The following is a 20431-nucleotide window of genomic DNA, read 5'->3' as shown; positions in this document are numbered from 1 at the left end:
CCCTTGCTCCCTGCTCCCTGCTCCCCGCCCCCTGCCCCTTGTCCTCTTCATTGACTCCTATCTGTGATTCCTCCCGACTCCGTTTTTTCTATGTCTTTAGCTTATGAAACTAATTCAGCTTTGTCGCCAACTCTAAGTTGAGTAATTGAAGCGATGAAACAACAGTTGCTTACTATCTCTACAACGAACCCTCAACCGAACTTAAGTTCAGTTCTCATTGCTTTCACAACTTGGCAAGTCCGCGCTTCAATGCGGTAATCACCGCTTGAGTGCGATCGCTCACGCCTAATTTGCTCAGAATTCGGTTGATGTGAAATTTGACGGTACTTTCAGTAATATTCAAAGCCGCAGCAATATCTTGATTACTCAAGCCACGCGCCATCTGGCAAACAACTTCTTGTTCTCGATCGCTCAACTCTGGAATGTTCATCCGTTGCACCAGTTTGGCAGCGACTTCGGAAGGAATATATTGTTGTCCTCTGTGAACGATATGAATCGCATTCAGGAGTGCATCCGGTTCAGCGTCCTTCAGCAGATAGCCCTTGGCTCCGGCGCGTAATGCTCGATAAATATCTTCGTCCCCGTCATAAGTGGTCAGTACAATCATCCGGGCATGGGCGAATTCAGCACAGATTGCAACGATCGCATCAACGCCGCTTACCTGGGGCATCCGTAAGTCGATCAAGGTGACATCAGGCTGTAGTTGCCGATATTGAGCGATCGCTTCCTGCCCATTACCCGCTTGACCTACCACTGTCATATCTGGCTCATTTTCAATCATCGCAGCAAGTCCTTGCCGGACAATCGAGTGATCGTCGACAATCAAAACGCGGATTGCTGTAGACTGACTCACACTGATGCCTCCCGATGTACGGATATGATCGTTTCTGTTCCCTGCCCCAGTCGGCTCTCAATCGAGAGTTGTGCCCCAATGCGTTCCGCTCGTTCGGTAATTCCCAGTAAGCCAAACCCCCGATTTAGAGGTTGTTTGAAAAGTCTAATTTATTACTCGCCTTGGCGACTAGAAGTCGCGGCTACACAGACAAAACCCATCTGCGTGGGTTCAAGCCCTTGTTTTTGCGTTAGTCCGCGCAGGCGGACTTGGTTTGTGTAGTAGCAAATTATATTCGCCCAAAACTTTTCAAACATCCTCTTAGGACAGTTAATCGACTTGATGACAGTTACTGATGCCAGTAAGTTTAACGAATATGACCAACAGATATTAGTTGAACTGGCTCATTTCTTCTCACGACGAAATCCTCTACTTGATGCCACTCAATCTCGACTGATTGCCACAACCGTAGTCAAAGTCTCTCTCTAATGAACTGCTGTGGCTTTCATTCACGCGTGAGCCACTTGAGGGCAAACAACTGGTGAAGGAAACCAAAACCTTAATTACTGTCTATTTGCAAACATATCAAATTTAACTATCTTGAACATCTCCAATATTTGCTCCCGCTTTTGTGATAGATGCTTTTGCCTCTATGAAACCCAAAAGTTCTTCCTCAAACGCAGTCAAATACGGTCGCTTCAGTTCCCCCAAGTGCTGTGCTGAAGCACTTGGGGCATCTTTCAAGTTCTCGTTTTCGCGTAACCTACTGATGCGATCGCTTCCGGTGGGAGAAACAGCGCCATCGCAAAGGAGCTGCATCTGCTGACATTCCTGCGGTAAATAATCGGAAGACTTAAGATGCTTCACCTCAACCGTCAATTCTCCATCCCAAGTTTTCACTACAACCCAAGAAGGTTAAGTAACAACATTCTTAGTTGAGTCTACAGCTTGCAGTAAGTTCTACATTCAAGAAAGTTCCTGAGCGGGGTGTAATTAAACGCAACTGCTGGATAAAAGCATTAAATCTGGCATCAGTTATCCCAAAGCCAGCTTCCGCACAAGCAGATAAACCCCCTTCAATGGGAATAGGAGCGCCTTCTCTTGGGCTATATACAATAAATTTATCAACAGTACCAGTACCAACCGCAAACCCGATAACTTGGCGAACTGTTCGCAAAGCAGCATTATCTAGAGGGCCACCTATACTGCCAACACTGATATTAACCGCACGACTTTCAGCCAATGCTGGCGCACTCATCGACAATACTGCCCCGACAATCATTAAACAGGTGAACTTATTCATTTTCTTTCCTCACTCGACTTAAACTTGTGTATTTACAAAAACATAGACTCACTAAACTAATATACGGACATTATCTGAAGATAATCATTTATTAAAGCAGAGTTTAAAAAGCAGCTTTTTGACAGGTTTTATGCGTGGAACACATCGGCTAGCAAGGCTAGAGCTTGCCGAATAGCTTCACGCCCTTAGCGATGAAAGTTCCCCAATCTGCCCCTGTTCAAAATCCACACAAATCCGCACACGGCGATAGCCCAAAACAGCCCCATATTAAGGAGTTCTCTTAGTAGCTACCGTGTGCTTTGGTTATGTCACAAATATTTGACCCCAAAATATTGCGAGTTTATCGAGCAGGCTCAAAGCATCAAAAATGTTTATCACATTCGCTCGACTAAAGAAATTTCGCAATTTCTTGAATTAATTCATGCAGGAGACTAACTGTAAAGATAGTGCATCAACATAAAAGAGCTTGTAAACCGAATCTTAGCGCCAGATTTCCCACCAACATACCATTCATCACTCCAATAGCCCACATCAGTAGTGCTTTCGGCAATCACTCATGAGAATCGATTGCTTTTAGGTGATGGACTACCTTCCATAAGAGCGATGTCTACGACGGGCTGCGCCTACGCTACTTCCTCCATCCACAGACCATCGCTAAAAAATCTAGTGTGGTAAAATTTACTAGAGAAAACGACTCTCTAGATTAGCCAAGTAAGCCTTGGGGTCTCTGCGAAATCGATACCGTTCAATTCTGGCTTTGTGGTGTTTTTGTAATTGAGAGCGTAATTCGAGCCAAGTATGAATATCAACTTGTGCTAAATCAGATGCGGTAAAAGAATGAAGCTTAGTAGTGATCGCACAGGCAAGTTTGACAGAACCACGAATAACGAGGGATGAGGGAGCAACCTTACGACCGGTACAACGACGTTGATGATGACTTAGCAGACCAAAAGCATGTTCTAAGTCATTATTAGTTCGGGGAAAATCATGTAAGGATTCAGGTGGCAGAGTATTGACAAGGGGGACACTTGAGGGGGAGTGTCACAAATATGAACCAAAACCTGCCGTACTGTTTTAGACCGAGAAAGCTTGAACCAGTTATCAAAAGAAGAACTGGTGGAGATAATTATTGAGCAGAGCAAGGTAATACGTGAGTTACAGAAAATCATCTACGAACTACAGCAAGAAGTAGAACGGTTAAAACTCAGCAGAGATTTGGACAGTAAGACTTCATCGAAACCACCATCTGGGGACATTCTGAAAAAGAGTGAAAACAAAAAAGCTCCCCCCCAAGAGGAATCAAATCATCCCAAGAGAAAACCAGGCGGGCAGGTAGGACATCAGGGAAAAACACGTAAGGGTTTTGGGAAAGTAGATCGTTATGAAATCTTACGTCCAAGTGATTGTGTCTGTTGTGGTAACAAAGCATTTGCGAGTGTAGCAGTGAAGGTAGAAAAGCATTCGGTAGCGCAATTGGTAGAACGTCCCATTGAAATAGTGGAATATCAACGTCATACCTGCGTGTGTGAGTGTTGTGGAAATGTACAAACAGCCTCATGGTCGCCAGATATCGTTCCAGGGCAAGATTTAGGAGTTAGATTACAGGCTTTTTTAGGATGGGTAAATAATTATGCACATATGCCCTACGAAAAACAGCAAGAAATGTTATGGGAACTGGGACTTTCTTGATATTGGGCTTGTTCGTTAGTCGCAACTAATGAACGAATAACTCAAGCAATTGAACCAAGCATTATTGAATTAAGTAATTGGGTAAAACAGACACAACCTAACATCCATGTGGATGAAACACCTTGTGAGCTTCATCAAGGATGAGCATGGAAGCAGCTGCAAAATCACCAAGCCAGTCCCTTAATGGTGCGGCATAGGTTTCATCTCGTAGCAAAGCGTGGGAGATAATGAACCGAGTGTGCGTCATCCAAGGGTTAATTCCATAACCCCGTTCTTGACGACGGGCAGCAATAAACTCACGGTCAAGAATCATGAATGTGAGTCCAAAGCGACTCTCCATTTCTTCTTGCCATTGCCTTACCACTGAAGGCGGACAGGAAATGACAACTCGCCTAACTTTCTGCCGCATCAGCATCTCACGCAGTATCATCTCTGCCTCAATTGTCTTGCCCAAACCGACATCATCCGCAATAAATAAACCGACTCTCGGCATCAGTAAAGCTTTACGTAGCGGCTCTAATTGATAAGCTTTGACTTCTATACCTGCTCGGTAAGGAGCTTGGAAAAGCTTGGCATCTGTGGAAGTAGCGCAGTTCCAACGTAATGTGTGCAAGTAAGCAGAAAACAGACGCGGATTATCAAAACCTCGATTCGCTATGGAATCCCATGATGTCGCCCCTACAATTTTGGCATCTATTTCCCGTTCCCATAGGACTTCTAGCGATTCTCCTAACGCATCATCTTCTAAACAAGAAAGGCTAACTTTAGTGTCTTGCTCTGGAGAGGGTTTCGACACAACTTCTTCTACAAGATACTGCCGCGATCGCACGCGCACAATCTGTCCAGTTACAATGTCAGTCACTCGTGTCTTCCCCCTTGTAACTGGACTGGTATTCTCCCTCCTCTAATCATGAGAAACTCACTCCCCTAAACCCTTATGTCTAATGACTGGTTGGACTAGAGTGCTAAGAAAGCAACTATGTTTTTTACAAGTAGCAGGTATAAAATAGGATATTAATCTATTCGGTTCTTAGTACCTGCTACATCTTAATAAAGTATTTTTCTATACGGCTATATTATTTAGCTACTTATCAAGAAAATTTTTAAAGCTTTTACTTTATAAGCAATTTAGAAATTATTTTTCTCAGAAGTCTTACGTAGATTATTTATTAAACCCAGATAAACACTAAAATTTTCTAGTAATAATACTTATGTTTTTAGAGTAAGAGTTTTAAAAACTTGCTCTGGCGGAAAACCAACTTTGTGTGCTGTACTAAGAGCTGCTAAATCATCAGGATCTACTTCATAGCTGAGGATTTGGTAGGGAATACCTAGCTTATCCAGTAGTCGAGTAGCATTAGTTTTCATTCGAATCCACAAAACATATCATTGCTATTGCTCCCCCTACTCAATCACCAGCCCACGAACACGACTAAATTGTCTCGTGTTGTGCGTGACTAATTGCTAAGTTTTTCACAACTGTGTTCGCCTTTGGCGTTGGCGCAGCCATCGCTGCAATCTGCAAATCATAAGATACAACTGAACTCATTCACTGCGCTGACAATCCACCAACACCCACCCTTGCCCATTAATTACTTATACAAAAAAGATAAGGGATTGCTCATATTTTCAGCAAAACCAAGAATCCCGCGATCGCGATGTTCGTAAATTAACTGACCTTGGGAATCAAATAGAAAAGTTCCTCCCCGTTGCGTCAAATAAGATGAGTCTGGTACATAAATATTCCAGTTGCTCAAAACTTCGGTCATGTTTCGCAGGCGCAGGGTTGCTAGTTCAAAAGGTCGCTGAAAACCCTTTCCTCCAGCCGCTTTGAAAAACGAACCTTTGATTGGTGGTAAAGGTGTACCCATGACAACTTCCTCATCAGCAATTAACTGAGGTGCTTTTTTATCGCCTTTATAACCTCGAAAAACTTCCTTTAGAGTTCCCGGACTACCAATCCCCGCACACATTAACATTAAATTCAGTAAAGCTTTTTGTGACATTGATAGCAGAGGGAATTGTATACTCAGTCCTTGATAAATATCTAAAAGCGCGTGAATTTCAGCTTTTGCATCCACAAACAACCATTCTTGAGGGAAGCCCGTATATTCACAAAATTTGATCCCAGAATTGCGGTTTCCAATTCCAATAGCGCGAATTGTGATTCCTCTAGGTTCAATCTCTTCAAATTCTCTTCGCAGCCACCAAGCGTATTCTAAATTATCAAAATCTCCCAACTGTGACCAAATAAGTACGAGCAACTTTGAAGTATTTGAGCAATCATCTAAAACGGGTTTAATCTCTCCATCACTAACTCGCAAGCGTTGAGTTTGACTCAAAATTGAGTAAATATCTGGAGAATTGATGGGTGTTTCAGTATTCATATACATGAAGGCAACAGTCTTTAAATAAAATTTTAGATGGATTCGGACAGCAACCCTGACATATCTAATACTCGTCCTGACCAAATATTACATTGTTCTGACATTTGTCTCCGTTTACTATCATCAGACCAAATACTATCAAAAGTTAATCTCCATCGTGCCAGTTGAACTTGAATGTTAACCAGTTCTTCAGCATATTCAGGTTCAATTTCTGCTGCCGTCCATTCAATAAAATATATAGTTTCATCTGTCACACTTTCAACAGCTTCTTTATAAGCACTGTTACAAAATGTTCTAAGCCTAGCTAAATTAGAAGCTATATGTCCTAAGCAAAGTGATGTATTTTCACTTTGAAAATGTACTTGTTTTTTATCTAAATTCTGGTTCATATCCACCAATTAACTCCTGAGTTATTTTTTTAACACGTTCTTTAATCGCTGGGTCTTGAATTAACATTGAGCGATTATTCTGACGCTTGACGAATGTTAATAATCGATTCATAAGCTATCGATTGGTCAAAGGGAGTCCAATCCGCACCCCAGATATCTCGCTGTCTACTACCGTCTTCAAGCAATGCTGCTTCACAAAAAGCGTGTTTCTCTCCTCCTCCAGCTAAAATCCCTCTTTCTATATCTACTGCCACTTTAATGTAAACTCGCAAGGTTTGCAGCATTAACTCCACTTGTTCGAGAGTTGCTCTTTCCCTAATAATCAGTACCAAAATCTCACCCCTACCTGTATAAATGCACAAGTCAAAATTCTACTTTGTAGAATCCCTTGAATCCCAAAATTAATCACTTGCAGCATTATGGTATGATTTCCAACTCCAGAAGACTCAACACTTTCTCTTCCAAATCCGTCAAATAAGCACGATTCAGCTTCCCCAATGACTCCAAAAACTTCTGCACCGACTCCTCCAGCCCACTCGAATACACCCGACTGATGCGTAGGCGTAGCCCGCCGCAGGCATCGCTAATTACCTGCATCTGCTCACATTCGGCAGACAAGTAATTGTAAGATTTGAGGTGCTGCAAGCCAACGGTGTACTCTCCATCCCAGACTCTCAAGGTGCAACTAAACTCGTTCACTGCGCTGACAATCCCCCAACACCCACCCTTTCCTCTGAGTTCTGGGTTGTCCTTTGCAAGGATTTGGCAGACTTCGCCTATCTGGTAGGTATTGGGTACTTGGGTTCGCTCCATAATCCTTTGCACCACATCTTTGACGATTCTACCAGTTGGCACTTTCCCGGCAGCTTGTTCTACTGCTTTTAGCCATACTTCTTGCTGTTGTTGGGGTTCGAGCTTGGTCATGGGTCGAACTTGCCCCTCTACTGTGGGCAATTTGTGATCAATTTGATCACAAATTTCAACCAAGTTATCAAAAACAACAGCCGCATCCATTAAAAGATAAGACTGACGACGGCTATGACCAAATCTATCCCGGCAGTATTCCTCAAATGTGCCATGCGTCGAACGGTACAGTCTGCGATCGCATAATTGCGCCAGTGCCTTCCCCGCTTCAAAAAACGCCCGTTCTACTTTCCGCTCCAAGCTTTGCTCCTCCTGGGTGGCATCACCGTGGTCGGGTAGCAGGACTATATCGCTATAATCCCGCCCCCTCAGAACCGGACGTGCGGTAGGGTAGGTAGCCAGCGAGTTACCAGTATTGGTACTTTTCCAACCACCCCCCTCCAAACGAAGCATGACCGTTTCCGTATCACTTCGCTTTCCAGTAATCAAAACGTTTGAGAGTTTCACCATCGTAGCGTCCGTATTGGATTTTCTCGTGGCACTGACGACAAACCACAAGGGTTTTTCGTTTACGTGCTGACATTTTGACCATCCATTCTGGACGTTCTTTACATCTATGAAGCTTAATGTCTGCTAGTTTACGGATATGGTGGACTTCAATATTGTCCGTTGCCCCGCAAATTTCACATTTTTGGGCTAAAAGACGTTGAACGACTTCACTACGCCCGTTCCAGATATGATTAGCCAGGTTATCGTCGATTTTGACCCATTTATTCCATCGTAAACAGACACCACCAAAATGAGTTATCAAAGGCTTATTGTCATCGCGCTCCGTTGTAATTTGTAGTACTTTGTAAGTACCATCCTTGGTATCAATGGTTGTGCGATACCGTTTGTAAATTTTCTGGCATGTAGTTTTGAACTTATGAGCCAGAGTTTTTACTAAGGAAAGCTCCATAACTCGTTTAAGTGAGGAGAGAGTGTGGAGGTTGTAAGCCATGCGGTAATACTGGACTAATCCTCGATATTCCGCTTGATACTGGCTAACTATGCTGTAGGCATTATCGTTGACTCTTTGGGTTAGGTGTATAGGCTTCCCAGAGCGCATATATTTGACACGATGGTCTTTAATTACGCTTTTTGGAACCCTCAGACCCACACTACCGTTGATACATCTTTGACCACGATGGTCATGTTTATCGTCGGCATGTAGTATATGAATTTCATAGCCCAGGAATTGAGCCGCTTCGTCCCTTGCATGGGTAACTAGCGTCTTTTCTTCACTGAGTTCCAGTTTTAACTCGTCACGTAAGAAAGTGGCGATTTTCTGTTTGATTTCCACAGCCTCGGATTTAGAGCCTACTACCCCTAACAAGAAATCATCGGCGTACCTTGTATACCAAAGGCGACGAAAATTTGGGTCATTGGGGTCGCGGGACGGAATAGACTGCGCCTGTTGGCTCAGTTTCCGTGCTTCTGACAATTTCCCAGCTTTTCGTGCAATTGAAGCAGCCATAGTTAAATCTCTGTACGGTGGGTAAACCCTCCTTCGCTGACCTCGCGTGTATGCTGGTATTAGTTCGCATTCGACGTATTTATCCAGCTTGTCTAGCACTAGATTAGAAAGTATTGGGCTTACAACTGCACCCTGCGGAACCCCGCTATAGGTGGCATTGTATTTCCAGTTTTCCAAATACCCTGCATCCAGCAGCCCTTTGATTAGTCGAATCAAGCGATTATCGTGGATTTTCTCTTGTAGTATTTTTAACAGGAGAGTATGGTCTATTCTGTCAAAGCACGCGCAGATATCTCCTTCGATAAACCACTTAGTAGCTCGACCTTTTTGGGTAATTTCTAACAGGGCTGTATGGCATCCGCGTTTTGGTCGGAAACCGTGGGAATGTTCGCTAAACTGAGGCTCATAGTAGGCTTCCAATATAGAACGAATTACTTCTTGAAGTAATTTATCTGACCAAGAAGGCATACCTAGCGGTCGCAGTTTACCGTTTTTCTTCGGGATATAAGTACGTCGCACTGGTGTCCATCTGTAGCGCTCATATCTTAGAGTCTCAATGATGGTGTTAATTTTCCCCAGGGACATCCCATCCACTGTTTCTGGCGTAGTGCCTGGTGTCATTGCACCTGCGTTGCTGTTCAGCTTGGCATAAGCGCGTAAGTACAAGTCTGGGTTATATAGCAATCGATACACGTTTTCTACTGGCAACCCACGCTGTCCGCGTTCACGTATGATGTTCAGTATCGTTTCGGCTGTTCGCATCTCGCGTACCTCTCGATTTCTGTTACATCCAATTACCTGTGACACTTCGCCCTGTAAACGGCTCTCCCGTTCTCCCTGGTGGGGCGTTACTTCCACGACTACTATTGTCACTCCGTCACCATAGGACTCGCGTCTCTTAGGCAATCCCATGTTTCGTCACTGATGAACGTATAAAGAACGACTTAGGCTCCTACTTATATCCTTGAATGAGTTCATTACTCATCGCTTACTGGTCAGGGTGTACCATTAATGAAAGGCGAATTAATGGCTACCAATAACATCGGTGTACAAACGTGATACCGAAGGATGTGCACTTCCACCGCAGGATATTAGGGTTTAAACAGTTTAGTTTTAGCCATATCGTTCAGGCGTTGCGGAACCGTAACATACACGTTTTCTGTTACTTTCCGCTTTACGAACAGGCTCTTGTCCCCTCGCCCTTTCGGGTTTAGGTTAGTTGTTCGCCTTGGAGTCAATTACCCTGAACTCCAGCCAACTTAGTTGGCAATTCAATCAGTGCGTACCACGGCGCACCCTTGCAACGCATCCGGCTCAAGCAAGTCACAAACTACAAATGGTTCCAGAATGTATTTGCTGATGGCAGTACAAATGTACGAGTTGTAGGTTGCCGTAATTATCACCACCACCCTGAGATTTTGGCTTTTTATGATGAAGATGTAACTCTTCATCATTTAATAGCGATTCCCCGCAAACAGGACAGACATATTGTTGCTTTTGGGCTATCTTCTGTCTACTTTTGATTAATTCGGATTTGGCTTTAGCTTCTTGCCGTTTAATCCAGTAGTCCCTTAATTTGGGGTCATCGGGTGATGATTTACCCTTAACAAGAATGTGCCTTTCAATCTTGAACCAAGCAAATTTCAACATATAGGCTCCGGTTTGTTTATTACCGAAAACCCATCGGTCAAATGGTCTGTCAAGATTTAGATTTCCCCAGTATTTAGCCTGACGCCAGCTATCGGATTTATTTCGATGAGTACGTTTGGCATACATTTTCTGTTTCTCATATAACCAGTGGTCAAGAGAATTGAAAATTTTTGAGGATACCCCAACTCGGAAGTAATTAACTTGTCCCCGAATAATCGGATTGAGCTTTTTAATCACTGCATCCATTGATTTACCTTTACAGTTAAGCCATTCGGAACGCAGTTTACTCCGAATATTTAGCACAGACTTTTTGCTAGGTTTGATTAACAGCTTCCATCCAGTTTTAGTGGTTTGGTCTTTGTAGTGTCTTATATTGAAACCCAAGAAGTCAAAACCTGCTGTAAGATGCGATATTTTGGTTTTCTCCTGGGAGAGGGTAAGCCCCCTGACTTGCATCCAATCATTAAGGATTTGAACAACATTTTCTGCATCTTCAAGTGTTTCACAGAACACCACACAATCATCGGCGTATCTCACCAAGGCTCTTGCTGCACGTAGTTCTCCGTCCTTGTTATATTTAACTCCCAAGGCAGATTCCATACCGTGCAAAGCTATATTTGCTAACAACGGACTGACAACAGACCCTTGCGGTGTACCAGCATCTGTAGGATGCCATGAACCCGCTTCCATATATCCTGCTAGTAGCCACTGTTTAATTAATTCACGGGCTGGAAAGCCTGTTAATCGCTCTAACAGAAAATTATGTGAAATGTTGTCAAAACATTCTTGAATGTCTGCATCTACCACCCATTTCTTCCGTTTATTCGGACGGGCGAGGTTATAGATACTGGCAATAGCATCATGGGGGCTACGTCCTGGTCGAAGACCGTAACTTGACCTTTCAAAAGTTGCTTCCCATTCGGGTTCTAAGGCATTTTTAACCATTGCCTGGATGGCACGGTCTTGTATTACTAGAACGATATAATAAAACTGCACATAATTTCAAGTTTCTTTTGGGAAGTAGTGTCACCATCACCAATCCCATTCACCCACTGTATGGTCAGTCAGTTGTAGTACGGCAAATTCGCAAAGTTGGTCAAGAGACTAAAGTAACCGTAGAAAGTCCATTGGGAGGATTTTTGTCTCTACCAGCAAGGGAAACCGACCTATGGACACAACAAGCAAGCACGACCCAAAGAGTCGGGAAGTTTTTACCTGAAAAACTACTGCGATTGAGTGAATGGGTAGCAGGGCGATCGCAATTTATAACGTCAGAAATTCCTTGTGTTCCTGAAAATAAAGGAGTTGAACACAGGAAAAACAAATGATACAAAAGCATCTACTACCAACCACTCAACCAGCCAACAAAGAAAGGCTAAGTCGTCTAATAAAACTAACAGCAAGGTTAATAGACAAGATACTCGTAAGCAAAAGTCTCGACGAGTCGATAATAAGGAGTAAACCAGATGAATAGTAAAGTTAGGACGACCCATCTGGAACGCCGTGCTGTTGTATATTTAAGACAATCGACACCCACTCAGGTCGAATTCCACCGTGAAAGTACAGAAAGACAATACGCCCTAGCTGACCGTGCATTAACCTTGGGTTGGGACAAGAGTCAAATCGAAGTATTGGATAGTGACCTTGGTAAGAGTGGGCAAATACTGTGGCATACAGGAGCTACAAGCTGCTTTGTTGCGACACGCCCAACAAATGCAGAAAAATTCCGAACACCCAACCAAGTCATTCAACTCATTGAAGAATTAGCTGTGGGCCGAACTGATAGCGAAATTGCTCATGAACTGAATCGCCGAGGTTTGGTGGGTGGTAAAGGGCGGGCTTTTACGAAAAAAGGTGTTGCCTGGATTCGTTGGAAGTTTGGGATTGAAAAGCCTTTAAGTAATCCACAAGTAGCACATGACGGGGTCAGTCCAGAAGGTTATTATTCCACCAGTGCCTTAGCTGAAAAACTTGGTGTTGGAATTCATACTATCTATTACTGGCGAGACAAAGGAATTATTCAGGCTTTCCAAGAAACAGCTCGAAGTCCTTGGTGGTATAAGGTTACACCCGAAATTTTAGACACTTTACGAGAAAAAATTCGCCGTGTGCCTGTTAAATCTGAATAATACCAGTTTGATAGTGAGCCGAAAATAATAGTTTGCATACGGTTAACCCCTTGGAGTAATTTTGCACTCAAGGGGTTTTACTGTATATCGGGTGAGGGCTTTTCAATAAACTTTTCACCATCAAAATGCCAAGCAATCCCATCTGGGTCATGAAGAGAAGTCCATTGCCCAAAATTGGGAGCATTTTTCTTATGGCGAAGGGTGCTGCCAGAAACATTTAGTCTTCTGGCTAAAGCTGCACCAGTCAGGTGAGATGGAACTTCCAGGGAATTTTTACTTTCGGATTTTTCTAGTGAGCTATTATGTAAGTCATTAATTAGCTCACTATTGGCAGATGATACTTTGGGATGATTATTTTCTTCGAGCCGTGGTAGACCATCAAGTGAGTCATGAAATGGCTCACCAATGACGGTCTCTAGTAAGTCATTTGATGCTGGCTCACTTAGTAGCTCATTATAGGGAGGCGTGTTCTCCTCAATTAGTGTGTAGTTTAAGATAGATTCGGCAGTTGGTGTTACCAATAGTGACTCATTTGATAGCTCACTGTTGGCGGATCCGGTTTCAATAACAGATGACTTCAATAATTCAGTGTCAACATCTGCCCCAGTTATTTGTAGCTCACTTCTAGATGTACTCCCGGACGTAACTACAGATTCGTTTGTCAAGTCAAGGATTCTGTTAGGTGATTCATTTGGTGGCTCACTTAATGCCTCGTAGTTATCAGGTTGATGCAGATATTCGTTGGATAGGTCTTCACCAGATGCTTGACAAGTATACTGACTCATTGCCTGCTTGAGTACTGCTACATCAGAAAGCAGACTACTCACCTTCACCTCTAAATCCTCAATTCGCTTTGGCGTACTTGATAGCTCACTTGGCAGCACATTGGGTAGGCTACCGCATAGGTAAGTCTCCAGAATTGCCACAATAGCGGCAGAATCTGACTTTAATCCTTGAGAGCGCTTAAATTCAACCAACAGTTCATAGACTTTGGGTGGTGGGTAGGCTGCTATACGGGGATTTTTTGTTGCCATAGTTGGTAGACTTCAACACTTGATACAACTCTAGCCTACCTTATTAGTAGCTCACTCATAGCTCACTAACCACTACTTTTTTCACCTTAGCGAAGCTCTTCCTTTGGGGAGGTTCGCTCACTTGTGAGAAAATCTGTACCCAATTGCAGTGCATTGAGTGGAGAATAATCATAGAGAGGAGAATATCCCTAAACTTCATTGAATCAAGGTGCAATATGAATACACCGTCGTATGTATACTTGCATATAGCCCAGCAACAGTTTATCAGTGTGTTGCTGGGTGATCTGTCTTTTCTGGCTATGATTCGCTCCCGTTAGGCAATTACAGTAATATCTGCACTACTAAGCACTGCCTGATTTGAGAACTGGGCTATTTGAACTTGTGCTGTACCACCAACTCCATCCTTATCAAAGAATAGATTCCCCGTTGTTTGATCATACATAAAGCGATCGCTTGCTGTTGTCGCACTAGTCCCAAGTCGGAACAAACCCGAATCTAGTATCGTATCCTGAGATTGGCTAAGTCCGAATTCTGCCTTGGAAACAAAAATAGTATCATCTCCAACAGTAAAATCAGTGATGATATCATAGCCTCCAGTACGGGTATCAGCCAGGTTGAAGTTATCTCGCCCAACTCCACCAGTCAGCACATCTCGACCAATTCCACCAGTGAGTAGATCATCACCTGCACCGCCCAACAAGGTGTCATTACCTGAGCCACCAAAGAGGATATCATTGCCACTTTCTCCGCTCAAGATGTTAGCACCACCATTTCCCGTAAGGATATTATCAAGGCTGTTACCAGTACCATTGATTACCTTGGTTCCAGTCAGAGTCAAGTTCTCCAAATGATCTCCCAATACCCAACTCACCGAAGAATTGACTAAATCTGTGCCTGAATTTAAGCCTTCGACAATAATATCGCTGAGGTTGTCAACAGTGTAGATGTCATTGCCTGCTCCTCCAACAAGACTGTCAATCCCTGCTCCTCCATCCAAGATGTCATCACCTGCACCGCCCAACAAAGTGTCATTACCTGAGCCACCAAAGAGGCTGTCGTTACCATCTCCTCCGCTCAAGTTGTTAGCGCCACCATTTCCCGTAAGAATATTATCAAGGCTGTTACCAGTACCATTGATTAACTTACTACCAGTCAGCGTTAAATGCTCCAGGTTATTTCCCAACACCCAACTAACGGCAGACTTGACTAAATCTATGCCTGCATTTAAGCTTTCGACAACAATATCGCTGAGGCTGTCTACACTATAAATGTCGTCACCATTTCCACCATCAAGACTGTCAATTCCCACACCTCCATCCAAAGTGTCATTGCCGGAACCACCCAACAAGGTGTCATTACCTGTACCACCAATCAGGCTGTCGTTACCATCTCCTCCACTCAATTTGTTAGCGCCAGTATTTCCTATGAGGATATTATTAAGACTGTTACCAGTACCGTTGATTGCTGTGCTTCCAGTCAGTGTCAAGTTCTCTAGGTTATCTACTAACACCCAACTCACCGAAGACTTGACTAAATCTATACCTGCATTTAAGCCTTCAACAATAACATCGCTGAGGTTGTCTACAGTGTAAATGTCATTGCCTGCTCCACCATCAAGACTGTCAATCCCTGCACCTCCATCCAAGGTGTCATTACCTGCACCGCCCAACAAAGTGTCATTACCTGAGCTACCGAAGAGGCTGTCGTTACCATCTCCTCCGCTCAAGTTGTTAGCGCCAGTATTTCCTATGAGGATGTTATTAAGGCTGTTACCAGTAGCATTGATTGCCGAGCTTCCAGTCAGGGTCAACTTCTCCAGGTTATTTCCCAACACCCAACTCACTGAAGAATTGACTAAATCTGTGCCTGCATTTAAGCCTTCAACAATAACATCATTCGGGTTATCTACAGTGTAAATGTCGTTGCCTGCTCCACCATCAAGAGTATCAGATCCCAAACCTCCATCCAAGGTGTCATTGCCTGCACCGCCAATCAGACTATCATTGCCTGCACCACCAACGAGGCTATCATTGCCACCTTCTCCGGTCAAGGTGTTAGCGGCACTATTTCCAATCAAAATATTCTTAAGGCTGTTACCAGTACCATTGATTGCGTCGGTTCCAGTCAGGGTAAAGTTCTCCAGGTTATTTCCCAATACCCAACTTACTGAAGATTTAACTAAATCTGTGCCTGCACTGGCGGCTTCAGTAATAATGTCACCGATGCTGTCCACTATATAAGTGTCATTGCCTTTACCACCAAGGAGACTGTCATCTCCTGTACCACCATCTAAGAAATCATTTCCATCGCCGCCATCGAGAGTGTCGTTATCACCTAGTCCGTTGAGGGTGTCATTGCCCTGCAACCCTGAGATGATATCCATGATCCCTGTACCAGTCAGATTGTCTGCACCTAAAGTGCCATTAATCGGAGGGGTGATTTCATTAATGGTCAAGTTGACGGTAGCAGTGCTACTTCCTCCTTGCCCATCACTTATGGTGTAAGTGAAGCTGTCGGAGCCATAATAGTTTTCGAAGGGCGTATAAGTGTAAGTACCGTTGTTGTTGTTAACTAAGCTTCCTTGGCTAGGTTGGGTGAAGCCAGTGATATTCAATACATCACTAACATCGACATCTGTATCATTGCCTAACAGAGTAGTACCACTAATGATAATGGGTGTGTTTTTATTTGTGGTGATGCTGTCGTTAACAGCGACGGGAGCATCATTCACTGCCGTAATATTAATATTGCGGGTAACGGTGGTGCTATCAGCAGTCCCATCATTAACTAGAAAGCTGACGGTACGAGGTGTAGTACTGGGGTTATCACTGGTGTTGGTATAAGTAATGGAACGCAGTGCGGTTTGATAATTAGCAACGGTGGAACTGCCAGTTAAGGTTAAAATACCTGTGCTGCTGTTGTAACTGCCCGTAATTCCATTTTGGTTGGTAAAGGCGAGGATGTCTTGAGCAGAAATAAAGCCACTGGTAATACTGACGGTAGCACTGGACAGGTTAGCAGAGTCTAAATCGCTGACGGTGATACCTGAGTCGATGGCTATAGTGGCGTTCTCGGTGTATGCCAGGGCAGAGTTGGTGGCAGTAGCAACGGGCGCACTATTCACTGCCGTAATATTAATATTGCGGGTAACGGTGTTGCTATTAGCAGTCCCATCATTAACTATAAAGCTGACGGTACGAGGTGTAGTACTTGGGTTGTCGCTGCTGTTGGTATAAGTAACGGATTGCAGTGCAGTTTGATAATTAGCAACCGTGGAACTACCAGTTAAGGTTAAGACACCTGTGCTGCTGTTGTAGCTGCCCGTAATCCCATTTTGGTTGGTAAAGGCGAGAATGTCTTGAGTAGAGACAAAACCACTAGTAATGCTAACGGTGGCACTAGCCAGGTTATCTGAGTCTACATCACTGACGGTGATGGCTGAGTCTATGGCTGTAGTGGCGTTCTCAGTGTATGCCAGGGCAGAGTTGGTGGCAGTAGCAATGGGTATATCATTTACTGGCGTAATATTAATATTACGGGTAAGGGTACTACTATTAGAAGTCCCATCATTAACTATAAAGCTGATGGTACGAGGTGTAAGACTGGGTTTATCACTGCTGTTGCTATAAGTAACAGAACGCAGCGCGGTTTGATAATTAGCAACCGTGGAACTGCCAGTTAAGGTTAAGACACCTGTGCTGCTGTTGTAGCTGCCCGTAATCCCATTTTGGTTAACGAAGGCGAGAGTGTCTTGAGCAGAGGCGAAACCACTGGTAATGCTGATGGTGGCACTAGCTAGGTTATCTGAGTCTACATCGCTGACGGTGATAGCTGAGTCTATGGCTGTAGTGGCGTTCTCGGTATATGCCAGGGCAGAGACAGAACCAGAGGTGATTGTTGGGGGAACCCCAGCGTTGATGTTTAGTTGAGCATATATCCCACTACCAGAATCGTCTTGACCATCGCTAGTCCAGGAAATGACAAAATCTCCCCCTGCATTCATCGCTAATGTCGAGTTAGATTGATTGTTAGCGATGTAAGTATTGACCTTAAATTCACCCCCAATAGCTACCCCGGCACTACTGTAACGTTGGGCATATATCCCATCTCCAGAACCGTCCTGACCATTGCTAGTCCAGGAAATCACGAAGTTCCCCACTTCATCCATCGCTATTGTGGGGTTAGATTGATTGCCAGCGATGTAAGTATTGACCTTAAATTCACCCCCAATAGCTACCCCGGCACTACTGTAACGTCGGGCATATATCCCATCTCCAGACCCGTCCTGATCATAACTTTGCCAGGAGATAACAAAGTCCCCATCTGCATCCATCGCTATTGTGGGGTTATATTGAAAGCTGTTGGTGTAGGTATTGACCTGAAATTCTTCCCCAATAGCCACCCCAGAACTGTTGTAACGTTGGGCATATATTCCAAAGCCATCCCCGTCCTGACCATAACTTTGCCAGGAAATAACAAAGTCCCCATCTGCATCCATCGCTATTGTGGAGTTATTTTGAAAGCCGGTGGTATAGGTATTGACCTTAAATTCTCCCCCTTGAGCCACCCCAGCACTATTGTAACGTTGGGCGTATATCCCATATCCATCCCCGTCCTGACCATCGCTCGTCCAGGAAATAACAAAGTCCCCATCTGCATCCATTGCTATCGTGGGGTTAGATTGACTGTCAAGGATGTAGGTATTGACTTTGAATTCTCCCCCTTGAGGCACACCGGCACTGTTGTAACGTTGGGCATATATTCCAAAGCCAGACCCGTCCTGACCATTGCTAGTCCAGGAAATCACAAAGTCCCCATCTGCATCCATTGCTATTGTGGGGTTAAATTGATTGCCTGTGATGGTGGTATTGACCTGAAATTCGTTCCCTTGAGCCACCCTGTCACTGTTGTAGCGCTGGGCATATATCCCATTACTAGATCCGTCTTGACCATCACTAGTCCAGGAAATCACAAAGTCACCATCTGCATCAATCGCTACTGTGGAGTTAGATTGATTGCCTGTGATGCTTGTATTTACTTGGAATTCAGTCATGAAAAAACCTCTGAAAAAACTAAAAATTTGATTTCAACAATTACGCTCTGATTAAACAGATTCTTTAGTCATTAGGAATCACTGCACTCGGTCGCAGCCAGTAGTTAAACTCTGGTGCAGTAAATGCTTGGCGGATTTCTTTTCGTTCCTGATTCAAAACCATCGGACGTTGTACATCAGCAAGAAACTGCACATCATAAAGTTCTTGACAGCCTGTAGTGAAATTCAACATCCCCACCTGCTGCCCATTTCGTAAATCCACGACTGCCACACCACAAAGTAACTGCTCAAAGCGTTGGGTAATAGGCAACCCTCCGAAAATATGCCGTTCCCGAATCTGGCAAAGTCCCACTAGGGCGTAATACCCTACGCAGCACAACCCCCGCAGAAATCCAGGCAGTACGCAGACTACTTGTTTGTCTCCTGATTCTGGATGAATGCGCCATACTTCCCCAGCACCAGAGTTGAGCAGCCACAAAAACCCGTCATGCCAAATTGGGGAATGGGGCATTGATAATCCATCTAAAATAATTTCATTGCTCTCCACTTCCACCACGACCCCACCGTTGGCTTTCCCCGGTCGCCATCCCCCAACGGTATCTGTCGCACCGAGGGCAGTTACATACTTGGGGTTGCCATCCACCATCGCTAACCCATTAAGATGGCAACGGTCTTCTGGTACTACTTGGGAAATAAATTTGGGATGCCAGCGCGGTACAAAGCTAAAGTCTGGACTCAATACAGAAAGACAAGAAAAGCGGGTGTTGACAATCCACAGCCCTTCCCTGCCGAATTCCATGTCGTGAATGTTGAGGTCGCCTGTGAAGTATGCCATCCGTGGTAGGTAGAGGGCATCATAGCGTCCGGGTTGGTCTTCTAAAAACTCATAAGCTAATGCAGGGGCATTGGCTAATAAACAGACTTCGTGATGGCTAGCTACTGCCAGACGTGAACCATGAACTGCCAACCCCATTGGTTTGGAAAATTGGCGTAACAGCATGGTAATTTGTTGTCCATTCCAGCCCAAAACTGCCAGTTTTCCAGCTTGGTAGGTGGTGATGGCAATGGAGCCTCTGGCTTGACTTAGCCAAGAGATAAATCCCTGATCGGCATCACACTTAATTAAGTTATTCTCTTCTGGGGCATTAGTGGTAAAGGTGGCTAACATAAATCAGTTGAATTAAATTTCAAATTTAGTTGAGGAAATTTGGACTTAGTTGAGTAAAAAAATAGTCAGTGGCTCTAAACCTTGAAGTTGAGCGATAAATCTCTCACTACAAACCTTTCAGAATTAATGGGACAGACCACTAGTGGTCTGTCCCATTAATTTTGCGGGGTTATAATCAAGTGTGATTAAATAGCAATGTGGATGCATTGGTATTCACAAGCAGACAAGCGATCGCAGAAGAAGGAAAAAGGGTGTATGAGCAAAAAGTATCAAATTAATCTGAGTGAATCACAGAGGGAAGAACTACTGGCTCTAGTCAAAAAGGGTTCAGCAAAAGCCAGAGAAATTCGGCGTGCACACACATTACTAATGGCTGCGGATGGCAAGACTGATGAAATAATAGCAGAAATATTACAC

At 44.0% G+C, this 20431-nt stretch carries 19 protein-coding genes and 1 pseudogene; 5 read left to right on the top strand and 15 right to left on the bottom strand.

The genetic code is table 11. From position 1 onward, the window contains the following. Positions 1-223: 223 nt before the first annotated feature. Positions 224-853, bottom strand: coding sequence for a response regulator (locus F8R90_RS04085; protein WP_196509671.1), 630 nt, complete (start codon positions 851-853; stop codon positions 224-226). Between the two features lie 152 nt (positions 854-1005). Next, positions 1006-1149 (bottom strand): hypothetical protein, encoded by a 144-nt coding sequence (locus F8R90_RS04080; protein WP_196509670.1) that lies wholly within the window; start codon positions 1147-1149, stop codon positions 1006-1008. A 25-nt stretch (positions 1150-1174) separates the two neighbouring features. Here F8R90_RS04080 and F8R90_RS04075 point away from each other — a divergent pair, with 25 nt between their 5' ends. Next, complete coding sequence (locus F8R90_RS04075) at positions 1175-1321, top strand: hypothetical protein (protein ID WP_196509669.1); 147 nt, start codon at positions 1175-1177, stop codon at positions 1319-1321. Between the two features lie 102 nt (positions 1322-1423). Here F8R90_RS04075 and F8R90_RS04070 read toward each other — a convergent pair whose 3' ends face one another. Further along, positions 1424-1732: a hypothetical protein gene (locus F8R90_RS04070; protein WP_331000596.1), complete on the bottom strand. Its 309-nt coding sequence runs from the start codon at positions 1730-1732 to the stop codon at positions 1424-1426. Positions 1733-1763: 31 nt separating this feature from the next. Beyond that, the gene (locus F8R90_RS04065) at positions 1764-2135 is read right to left on the bottom strand and encodes a hypothetical protein (RefSeq protein WP_196509668.1); all 372 of its coding nucleotides are present in this window, start codon (positions 2133-2135) and stop codon (positions 1764-1766) included. Between the two features lie 1049 nt (positions 2136-3184). Between F8R90_RS04065 and F8R90_RS04060 the strand changes: the two are divergent. Beyond that, positions 3185-3947 (top strand): annotated as a pseudogene (locus tag F8R90_RS04060) (DUF6444 domain-containing protein); the annotation flags it as partial. On the opposite strand, the gene F8R90_RS33780 reads toward F8R90_RS04060, so the two are convergent. The 8 genes from F8R90_RS33780 to F8R90_RS04020 all read right to left on the bottom strand — a co-directional run bounded on the left by F8R90_RS33780 (position 3922) and on the right by F8R90_RS04020 (position 11575). After that, positions 3922-4317: an SNF2-related protein gene (locus F8R90_RS33780; RefSeq protein WP_442946737.1), complete on the bottom strand. Its 396-nt coding sequence runs from the start codon at positions 4315-4317 to the stop codon at positions 3922-3924. The pseudogene F8R90_RS04060 and the gene F8R90_RS33780 sit on opposite strands and share 26 nt — an antisense overlap. A 716-nt stretch (positions 4318-5033) precedes the next feature. Beyond that, the gene (locus F8R90_RS04050; RefSeq protein WP_230966085.1) at positions 5034-5192 is read right to left on the bottom strand and encodes a hypothetical protein; all 159 of its coding nucleotides are present in this window, start codon (positions 5190-5192) and stop codon (positions 5034-5036) included. 224 nt (positions 5193-5416) lie between these two features. Further along, positions 5417-6211 (bottom strand): peroxiredoxin-like family protein, encoded by a 795-nt coding sequence (locus F8R90_RS04045; protein ID WP_196509667.1) that lies wholly within the window; start codon positions 6209-6211, stop codon positions 5417-5419. Between the two features lie 32 nt (positions 6212-6243). Further along, positions 6244-6600 (bottom strand): hypothetical protein, encoded by a 357-nt coding sequence (locus F8R90_RS04040; protein WP_196509672.1) that lies wholly within the window; start codon positions 6598-6600, stop codon positions 6244-6246. Between the two features lie 74 nt (positions 6601-6674). Continuing rightward, on the bottom strand, positions 6675-6932 hold the full coding sequence (locus tag F8R90_RS04035) for a DUF5674 family protein (protein ID WP_442946736.1): 258 nt from the start codon (positions 6930-6932) through the stop codon (positions 6675-6677). Positions 6933-7017: 85 nt separating this feature from the next. After that, a complete protein-coding gene (locus tag F8R90_RS04030) occupies positions 7018-7917 on the bottom strand; it encodes a hypothetical protein (RefSeq protein ID WP_230966084.1) in 900 nt (299 codons plus the stop codon). A gap of 13 nt (positions 7918-7930) precedes the next feature. Then, positions 7931-9892 (bottom strand): reverse transcriptase/maturase family protein, encoded by a 1962-nt coding sequence (locus F8R90_RS04025; protein ID WP_196509666.1) that lies wholly within the window; start codon positions 9890-9892, stop codon positions 7931-7933. Between the two features lie 411 nt (positions 9893-10303). Beyond that, positions 10304-11575, bottom strand: coding sequence for a reverse transcriptase domain-containing protein (locus F8R90_RS04020; RefSeq protein WP_230966086.1), 1272 nt, complete (start codon positions 11573-11575; stop codon positions 10304-10306). A gap of 68 nt (positions 11576-11643) precedes the next feature. Between F8R90_RS04020 and F8R90_RS04015 the strand changes: the two genes are divergently transcribed. Both F8R90_RS04015 and F8R90_RS04010 read left to right on the top strand, forming a co-directional pair. Next, positions 11644-11958 carry a DUF5372 family protein gene (locus F8R90_RS04015; RefSeq protein WP_230966083.1) on the top strand — a complete coding sequence of 105 codons (315 nt, stop codon included), beginning with the start codon at positions 11644-11646 and terminating at the stop codon, positions 11956-11958. A gap of 138 nt (positions 11959-12096) precedes the next feature. Then, entirely contained in the window at positions 12097-12759 is a 663-nt protein-coding gene (locus tag F8R90_RS04010) for a helix-turn-helix domain-containing protein (protein ID WP_230966082.1), read from the top strand. A gap of 77 nt (positions 12760-12836) precedes the next feature. On the opposite strand, the gene F8R90_RS04005 is transcribed toward F8R90_RS04010, so the two are convergent. The 3 genes from F8R90_RS04005 to F8R90_RS03995 all read right to left on the bottom strand — a co-directional run bounded on the left by F8R90_RS04005 (position 12837) and on the right by F8R90_RS03995 (position 20014). After that, positions 12837-13793, bottom strand: a complete 957-nt coding sequence (locus tag F8R90_RS04005) for a hypothetical protein (RefSeq protein WP_196509665.1) — start codon at positions 13791-13793, stop codon at positions 12837-12839. 313 nt (positions 13794-14106) lie between these two features. Continuing rightward, positions 14107-18846 carry a beta strand repeat-containing protein gene (locus tag F8R90_RS04000; RefSeq protein WP_196509664.1) on the bottom strand — a complete coding sequence of 1580 codons (4740 nt, stop codon included), beginning with the start codon at positions 18844-18846 and terminating at the stop codon, positions 14107-14109. 64 nt (positions 18847-18910) lie between these two features. Further along, positions 18911-20014 carry a TIGR03032 family protein gene (locus tag F8R90_RS03995; RefSeq protein ID WP_196509663.1) on the bottom strand — a complete coding sequence of 368 codons (1104 nt, stop codon included), beginning with the start codon at positions 20012-20014 and terminating at the stop codon, positions 18911-18913. Between the two features lie 201 nt (positions 20015-20215). On the opposite strand from F8R90_RS03995, the gene F8R90_RS03990 reads away from it, so the two are divergent. Continuing rightward, on the top strand, positions 20216-20431 hold a 216-nt coding region (locus F8R90_RS03990), incomplete at its 3' end, for a hypothetical protein (protein ID WP_442946735.1).

The sequence above is a fragment of the Nostoc sp. NZL genome (assembly GCF_015714705.1).
Taxonomy (GTDB): Bacteria; Cyanobacteriota; Cyanobacteriia; order Cyanobacteriales; family Nostocaceae; genus Nostoc; species Nostoc foliaceum_A.
The sequence above is the reverse complement of the archived record's forward strand: the minus strand, read 5'-3'. Positions and strand labels throughout refer to the sequence as shown.